The 7,937-nt window shown below is 67.9% G+C and carries 6 protein-coding genes, 1 other RNA gene and 1 pseudogene; 7 read left to right on the top strand and 1 reads right to left on the bottom strand.

The features are described 5' to 3' along the window. Positions 1 to 251 precede the first annotated feature (251 nt). The gene (locus MXAZACID_RS07235) at positions 252 to 3,089 is read right to left on the bottom strand and encodes an AsmA family protein (protein WP_008493562.1); all 2,838 of its coding nucleotides are present in this window, start codon (positions 3,087 to 3,089) and stop codon (positions 252 to 254) included. A 120-nt stretch (positions 3,090 to 3,209) separates the two neighbouring features. Between MXAZACID_RS07235 and MXAZACID_RS07230 the strand changes: the two genes are divergently transcribed. From MXAZACID_RS07230 to MXAZACID_RS17735, 7 genes and pseudogenes are all read left to right on the top strand, one after another. Further along, positions 3,210 to 3,995 (top strand): TerB family tellurite resistance protein, encoded by a 786-nt coding sequence (locus tag MXAZACID_RS07230; RefSeq protein WP_008493561.1) that lies wholly within the window; start codon positions 3,210 to 3,212, stop codon positions 3,993 to 3,995. 8 nt (positions 3,996 to 4,003) lie between these two features. After that, on the top strand, positions 4,004 to 4,636 hold the full coding sequence (locus MXAZACID_RS07225) for a LysE family translocator (RefSeq protein ID WP_008493560.1): 633 nt from the start codon (positions 4,004 to 4,006) through the stop codon (positions 4,634 to 4,636). Next, entirely contained in the window at positions 4,636 to 5,310 is a 675-nt protein-coding gene (locus MXAZACID_RS07220) for an N-acetylmuramoyl-L-alanine amidase (protein ID WP_008493558.1), read from the top strand. The genes MXAZACID_RS07225 and MXAZACID_RS07220 overlap by 1 nt, the downstream gene beginning before the upstream one ends. Positions 5,311 to 5,323: 13 nt before the next feature. Next, positions 5,324 to 5,707, top strand: an RNA gene (gene rnpB, locus MXAZACID_RS17775) — RNase P RNA component class A. A 263-nt stretch (positions 5,708 to 5,970) separates the two neighbouring features. Next, entirely contained in the window at positions 5,971 to 6,414 is a 444-nt protein-coding gene (locus tag MXAZACID_RS07215) for a division/cell wall cluster transcriptional repressor MraZ (RefSeq protein WP_008493557.1), read from the top strand. Beyond that, positions 6,411 to 7,346, top strand: coding sequence for a 16S rRNA (cytosine(1402)-N(4))-methyltransferase RsmH (rsmH, locus tag MXAZACID_RS07210; RefSeq protein WP_008493556.1), 936 nt, complete (start codon positions 6,411 to 6,413; stop codon positions 7,344 to 7,346). The genes MXAZACID_RS07215 and rsmH overlap by 4 nt, the downstream gene beginning before the upstream one ends. Continuing rightward, positions 7,343 to 7,937, top strand: a pseudogene (locus MXAZACID_RS17735) (hypothetical protein); the annotation flags it as partial. The gene rsmH and the pseudogene MXAZACID_RS17735, both read left to right, overlap by 4 nt.

The following is a 7,937-nucleotide window of genomic DNA, read 5'->3' as shown; positions in this document are numbered from 1 at the left end:
CAATATGTGTTTAGGTTGACGCGGGAGCGTCAAGATAAACACGTAAAATTGCTCGCATAAATAAAAGTTAGAGCATCAAGCTAAAAGCTTGATGCTCTAAGCGCAAAAGTTTTTGAGGGGGGTAAAACTGCCCCCAGGTTCTTTGCCGCTTTTTTGAAAAAAAGCGGCAAAGAAAAACTTTTGCGACCTGAGGCCGGGGCGTTGCGACACCCGAACCCCTTTCCGCGATGCGGAAGGGGTTTTTCTTTGCCTTAGCTTCCCGGCTTCCAGCCGGTGGCGTCCTTCAGATCATATTCTCGCCCCGGCTTGCCCCACGGGCCGGAGAGCCGAACGCTCAGCGTCAGCGGCGGCTTCACCGCAGGGGTGGCGCCCAACTTCAGCGCCAGCGTCGATTCGAACAGATCGATCGTGCCGCTCGCCGCCAGCGTGCCGGCGGGGGCGGTGAGCTGCGCCTGGGTCAGGGTGCAATTGCCCTGCGCGATCGTCGCCGCCAGAGACAAGGTGGCAAACGGCGTCGTCCCGCCCGACAGGCTCTTGCTCAGCGCCGGGCGGGGTGTCGTGCTCAGCGCGCTGGCCAGGTCCGGCAGTGAGAGCCCGCTCAGCGTGCCGTTGCTGGCGGTGATGGTGGCGCTGCCGCCCAGCGTCGCCGCCCAGGTTTTCGCGCTATAGCCGCTGGCGGTGAGGCTCGCGGTGGCGCTCAGCTGGCCGCTGGTCAGGGTCAGCGGGAAGCTCTGCGGCAGGGCCAGCGCCCCGGCATCGATGCCGTCCGCGAGGAATTTCGCGCTCAGCGCCGGCGGCGCCTTGGGGTCGAGCTTCAGCGTGGCGCTGCCGGAGAGCTTGCCAGTGCCGATGGCGGCATCATCCAGCGTCAGGCGCGCCTGATCCGGTGCGAAGGAAAGCGTGCCGGCGGTGGCGCCAAAGACCGGCGTGCCGGCATAAAGCACCTGGTTCGCCTTCAGCGCGATCTGCCCGCTCACCGGCAGGCTGCCCGGCATCTGCAGGCTGGCGGGCAGCTTCGGCAAGGCCAGTGTGCCGGCATCGATCTGGCCGCTGAGCTTGCCGCCGGATTTGTCTTGGGTCAGCATGATCTGGCCGGAAGCGTTCAGCTGCCCGGCGCTGAGCACGAAATCATTCAGCCCTGCGCTGCCGGGAGCGGCGGAAAACCGCGCGCGCAGCGCCAGCGCGCCGGGGCCAGGGAAGGCGAGGCCAGGATCATTCACCCCCGCGCTGCAAGGCAGGCTCCCACCCTGGAACGGATAGCCCGGCAGCGGCGCCATGCGCGAGCAGCCGCCCCTCAGCCCGAGCAGCTTCAGCGCCGCGATCGCGTCCGGGTGGCGCAGCGAGAGCGCGCCGGCGGCGCTGGGCTTGGTGAGATCGATCACCGGTGCGGCGGTGAGGGTGAAATCCCCCAGCGTAGCGACGGCGCTGGTCGAAAGCGCGTTGGGCGGCCCGGCGGCGGCCAGTACCAGGCTGAGATGCGGGCGCAGCAGCTCAGCCGGCAGCTTCACATCCTGCGGCAGCAAGGCGGCGAGGGGCGCGGCGGAGGGCAGGTCCAGCACCGCATGGGCGGAGGTCACCTTGAAGTCGCGGTCCAGTGTCACGCTGCCATTGGCGATGCCGCCATAGAGCGAGGCGGTGGCGCGGCGGATATCGAGCTGCGCGCCCATATCCGCGTCGATGAACAGATTGCTCAGCTTCAGCGGCCCCGCCACCGCATGGGCGGCGGTGAGTTCGCCGGCGACGCTGACGCCGCCGCCCAGCGGGCGCTGCGCCAGCCACGCCGCCAGCGATGCGAGGTCGAGCTGGTCGAAGGCGAGCCGGAAGGCGGCATGCCCGGCGGAGAGGACCACCCGGCCATTCACATGGTCCGCGCCCAGCGTGCCGGTGATGTCGGTGAGGTCCGGCGCGTCGCGCGTGCCGCCCAGCTGTGCCTGCAGGCTGGCGCTCGTCCAGCCGGGCACGGCCGGCAGCCCTAGCCCGCTTGCCAGCGCCGTCAGGTCCGGCGCGGCGAGGCTCAGCCTGCCGGAGAGATCCTGGTTGGGCGAGATTGTCAGATCGCCGCTGAGGCTGGCGCCGCCGGGCAGACCCAGCGTGAGGCCGGAGACGGCACTGCCGGCAGGGCTGGTCTTCAGTGTCGCCCGCAAGGCCGGGAAGCTCCTGCCGGCCAGACTCACATTCGCGGCATCGAGATGCAGCTCGGTCGCCAGCCCGCCGGGCCAGAGCGGCGACAGCTTGGTCAGCTGGTCGAGATCCAGCCCCTGGCCGGTCAGATCCGCCCGCAGCCCCAGCGGCGCGAAGGCCAGATGCGCGGTGCCGTGCAACGCCAGCTTGTCCTGGCTGGCGCTGATATCCTCGGCGCTGATGCCGTTCGCGTTGGCGCTGATCTGGGCGCTGACGCTGGCATGGCCGGGCAGGGCCAGGTTCAGCTGCCCGGCCAGCTCGCTCTGCGCGTTCAACGCCCCGGCGAAATGCGCGCTGGCCCCGCCCAGCGCGGCGCGCAGGGTAATCTGCGCCGCGCCGTCCGCCTCCGTCTCGCCGACGGCGAGGCTCAGCGAGACATCATGTGTCTGCAGCTTGCCATTGCCCGAGACGCTGACGCTGCCGCCGGCCCCGGTGAACAGATCGGCATTGACATCGGTGAAATCGGCGGCGCCGAAATTGATCCGGCCATTCTTGATATGGGCGTGCAGCGCCGCCAGCCAGGGCGGCGGGGCGATGGCGCTGATGCCCCCGGGCAGCGGCCAGGGGAAGGTGATGTTGGGCGTGTCCAGATCCAGCGTGCGGGCGGCGAGCTGGCCTTGCAGCAGCGGCGCCAGCGCCAGATCGAGCGACAGCGCATGCGCGGTGATCACCTCCTTGTCCGGCCCGGAAATGGTGATGCCGGTGGCGGTGATCTCGGGCTGCGGGAAGTAGGACAGAGAGAGCTTGCCGCTGATATGCACATCCCGCCCGGTCAGGCGCGAGGCGAAGGCCTCCACCGCCGTCCGGTGCGCCGGCGCCGCGACAAAGCTGGGCAGCGCCAGCAACGCGGCCCCCAGCGCCACCAGCAACGCCAGCGGGCCGGCCCAAAGAAGATGTTTGCGCGTCACGTCAGCTTGTGAACCTGTCTCTCATTTATCATTTAGTGAGCTCTGGCCCCCTAAACCCGCCATGGTGAATGTCCCATTGTGTGGTTGGGTTCAAGGGCGGCGCTGTGCTAGGCGGGGTATATGAGCTATTGGGGCAAGTTTATCGGCGGCATGGCGGGCTTCGCCATGGGCGGCCCGGTGGGGGCTTTGTTCGGCGCGGCGCTGGGCCACGCGGCGGATGAAGGCAAGCTGAACGGCTTCACCCCCAATCTCCAGGGCTTCGCCGGCCGCGCCATGCCGTTCGACCCGCTGCGTCTGGCGGCGATGATGGGCCGGCGCGACCAGGTTTTCGCCATCGGCGTCACCGTGCTGGCGGCCAAGCTGTGCAAATGCGACGGGCCGGTGAGCCGGCTGGAAATCGACGCCTTCAAGGCCAGCTTCGCGATTCCCCCCGCCAGCATGGGCGAGGTGGCGAAACTCTTCGACAGCGCCCGCGAGAGCGCCGCCGGTTTCGAGAGCTACGCCACCCAGCTCGGCCAGGCCTTCGCCGATGACAAGACCCCGCTGGAGCAGGTGCTGGCCGGGCTGTATCAGATCGCCCGCGCCGACGGCCCGGTGAACAGCGCGGAGGCGGATTTCCTCTCCCGCGTCGCCTACGCCTTCGGGCTGGGCGAGGCGGCGGCGCGGCGCGCCGGGCAGGGCACCCCACCGCCGCAGGCGCCGTCCGAGGATCCGTATCTGGTGCTGGGCGTGCGCCGGCAGGCCAGCGCCGATGAAATCCGCGCCCGCTGGAAACAGCTGATGCGCGAGACCCATCCTGACAGTCTGGCGGCGCGCGGCGCGTCCCCGGCGATGATCGAGGCCGCCTCGCAGAAGGTGGCGCGGATCAACGCCGCCTATGACGCGATCAAGCGCGCCCAGGCATAGAGGACAAAATGTTCCAGCATCTCGGCGTGTTTTTCCTGGCCTGCCTGATGCTGGCGATTTTGCCGGGGCCGGGCATGACCTACGTGATCAGCCGTTCGCTGGCCGGCGGCACGCTGGAAGGGCTGGCCTCCAGCCTCGGCACCGGCTCGGGCGGGGTGGTGCAGGTGGCGCTGGGCGCGGCCGGGCTTTCGGCTTTGGTGCTGGCCAGCGCGCAGCTTTTCACCGTCCTGAAACTGGCCGGGGCGGTCTATCTGATCTGGATCGGCCTCAGCACCATCCGCAAGGCCGGCGCGGCGACCAGTACCGCCCCCATCCGCGGCCGCGCCGGGCTGGCGCGGGCCTGGCGGGACGGGCTGGCCGTCTCCGCGCTGAACCCCAAAACCGCCGCCTTCTTCCTGGCCTTCCTGCCGCAATTCATCGCCCCGTCGGCGGGGCATGTGGCGCTGCAATTCCTCGCCCTCGGGCTGATGGCGATCCTGCTCTACACCGGCTCGGACGCGATCATGGCGCTGGCCGCCGCAAGGCTGAAGCGGCTCTTCACCGGGCGCGGCAATGCCGTCATCCGGGTGCGCCAGGCGGCGGGCGGGGCGATGATCTGCCTCGGTCTCGGCCTGCTGCTCACCCGCCGCCCGGCCGGCTGATGATCTTCGAGCCCTCGCCGAATTTCGATGCGCGGGAGGAACCCGTCTCGCATCTGGTGCTGCATTATACCGGGATGCCGACCGGGCGCGCCGCCATCGACCTGCTGAAGGCGCCGCGCGCGAAAGTTTCCGCCCATTACGTGGTCGAGGAGGACGGCACAATCTTCAACCTGGTGCCCGAGGCGATGCGCGCCTGGCATGCCGGCATCTCCTCCTGGCGCGGCAAAAGCGCGCTCAACGGCGCCTCCATCGGCATCGAGATCGTCAATCCCGGCCATGAATGGGGCTATCGCGCCTTCCCGCCGGCGCAGATGCAGGCGGTGCTGGCGCTCTGCCAGGGCATTTTGCGCCGACACGCCATCCCGGCGCGCAATGTCGTCGCCCATTCCGACATCGCCCCGAACCGCAAACAAGACCCCGGCGAGCTGTTCGACTGGCCCTGGCTGGCCGCGCATGGGGTGGGGATCTGGACCGACGATTACGCCCCGCCCGGCGATCTGATGGCCGATCTCGCCGCCATCGGCTATGATATCACCCTGCCGCAAGACTCGGTGATCCGCGCCTTTCAGCGCCATTTCCTGCCCGCGCACCTCACCGGCGCGCCGGATGCTCCCACCACCGGCCGGGCTGCTGCCTTACGCCGGCTGGTTGACGCAGCCCCCGAAACTCCCTAGGCACCGCGCCGATCCAGACGGCCGGACGGCCGCTGGCGGGCAACCGCCAGAGGAAAGTCCGGGCTCCACGGAAAGACGGTGCCGGCTAACGGCCGGCGGGGGTGACCCCAGGGACAGTGCCACAGAAAGCAAACCGCCACGGCTTGCCGTGGTAAGGGTGAAAGGGTGCGGTAAGAGCGCACCGCCTTTGCGGTAACGCAAAGGGCAGGGAAAACCCCACCGGGAGCAAAACCGAATAGGGGCGGCCGGCGTCCTGCCTTGGCAGGGGCGCGAAGCATTTCCGGCTTGCCGCCCGGGTTGGTTGCTTGAGGCGGGTGGCAACACCCGTCCCAGAGGAATGGCCGTCCAGCGCGCTTTGGCGCGTGGACAGAACCCGGCTTACAGGCCGTCTGGATCTTTATTTCCGTTTCGCAATGTAGTGCGAACGAAAAGCGAACAAATGAAGAAGATTTCAGGAGCGCGCCCCGAGTCTCGCGGCGCATTTCCTCGCTGTCACGCTGGGGTTTTATTTTGACGGGGAGTCGCGTGCATGTTAGTGGTGAAGAAACCCATGTTTTCCCATGAAGTGGTGGAGTGTGGTGCGTTTCGGGTAGGCCGAAAGGGTTCGGGGTGAGCCCTGAAGGTTCGGTTTGAGGTGAAAGGTGTTGCGGCGCGGGGGCGATGAAGCAGTTCTTTGGCAGCCACGAGAACAAGCGCGACGCGAAGGGACGGGTATCCGTCCCGGCGTCGTTCCGTGCCGCCTGGAAGGACCATCCGGAGATGACCCTGATCCTGCGCCCCTCTTTCATCGAAGGCTGTGTCGAGGCCTGGCCTTTGCCGAATTACGCGCGCTTCCAGGAGAAGCTCGCGGCGATGCCGGAGATGAGCCCCGAGCAGGTCGGGCTGCAGACGCAGATTTTCTCCGATGCGGAAGAGGTCGAGCTGGATGCGCAGGGGCGGGTGCTGATCACCGGCTATCTCGCCGAGCAGGCAAACCTCTCCGATGCGGTGTTCTTCATGGGCCGCGGCGATCATTTCCTGATCTGGGAACCGCAGGCCGGCAAGGCCTTCCGCGACGCCTCCCGCGCGCTCGCCCCGCGTTTGAGCTTCGGGGCGCCGTCATGAGCAATTTTTCACATATTTCCGTCCTGCGCGACGAGGCGATCGAGGCGCTGCAGCCGCGTGAAAACGGCGTCTATCTGGATGGCACCTTCGGCGGCGGCGGCTATTCGCGGATGATCCTGGAGCGTGCCAAATGCCGCCTGTTCGGGGTCGATCGCGATCCGGATGCACTGCCGCGGGGTGCGGAACTGACCGCCGCCCATGCCGGGCGGTTTGAATTGATCCCCGGCCGCATCAGCGAAATTTCGGAGATGATGACGGCGCGCGGGGTGGCCCGGCTGGATGGCGCGGTGTTCGATCTCGGCCTGTCCTCGTTCCAGATCGATGATCCGGCGCGTGGCTTTTCATTTCGCCAGGACGGGCCGCTGGATATGCGGATGAGCCGCGACGGGCAGTCCGCCGCGGACCTCGTGAATCTTTGCGCCGAATCCGATCTTGCCGATATTTTGTACAAATATGGTGATGAAAAAGCCGCGCGCCGGATCGCGAAGCAAATCGTGGACCGGCGCAAGGCGCAGAAATTTACGACGACGGCGGATTTGGCTGGCGTGATACGGAGCGTTGTGAGACCGGATAAATCGGGGATCGACCCGGCAACCAGAAGCTTCCAGGCGTTGCGCATCGCCGTGAATGAGGAGCTGTCCGATATCGAGGCGGCGCTGGCGCAATCGGCCGCCTTGCTGGCGCCGGGCGGGCGGCTGGTGGTGGTCAGCTTCCATTCGCTGGAAGACCGGATCGTCAAGCATTTCTTCGCGCAGAGTGCCGGCCGCACGCCGGGCGCCTCGCGCCACGACCCCGCCGGGCTGGCCCAGGTCAGCGCCCCGGAATTTCGCCTGGTGACGAAATCCCCCATCCTGCCCGGGGAGGCTGAAATTCGCGCCAACCCGCGCGCGCGCAGCGCCAAGCTGCGCGTCATGGAAAGGCTGGCCGCATGATCGTTCGGCCCCTGACCTTCCTGACCGGCCTGCTCTTCGCGATCTCCGGCGCCTATCTGTTCATGGTCAAGCATCAGAGCCGGGCCCTGGAAAACCAGCTCGAACAGGTGGCCGAAACCAGCCGGCATGACGAGCAGAGCATCCGCGTGCTGCAGGCGCAGTGGGCGCTGGAGGCGGACCCTTCGCGCATCGCCGCGCTGGCGGCGCAATTTACCGGGTTGCAGCCGATGAAGCCGGGGCAGCTGGTCACGCTGGCCGACCTGGCCAGCACGCTGCCGCCGCCTGGCAGCGCCGCGCCCTTCAGCAATCCGGAAGACGAAGTACCGGCCTTGCCGGGGAGCGACGCCATCCCGGCGCCGAACGGCCCGGCGATCGAGGTGCAGGGCCATGTCGCCACGGCAACGCAGGCCGGGCACAGCGTCGCCCCCGCCGCGCCGGCGAAACCGGCCGAGCGGGTGGCCGAGATCGCCGTGCCTCACGAAACGGCGCCGGCGCATGCCGATATGCGGGCGCATCCGCCGGCGCATCATCCGGTGGCGCGCGTCGCCCGGGAAGAGGCCCCGCCGCATCACCTCGCCGCACCGGTGCGCG

The organism is Acidocella sp. MX-AZ02 (assembly GCF_000306035.1).
In the GTDB taxonomy this organism is placed as follows: Bacteria; Pseudomonadota; Alphaproteobacteria; order Acetobacterales; family Acetobacteraceae; genus Acidocella; species Acidocella facilis.
The sequence above is the reverse complement of the archived record's forward strand: the minus strand, read 5'-3'. Positions and strand labels throughout refer to the sequence as shown.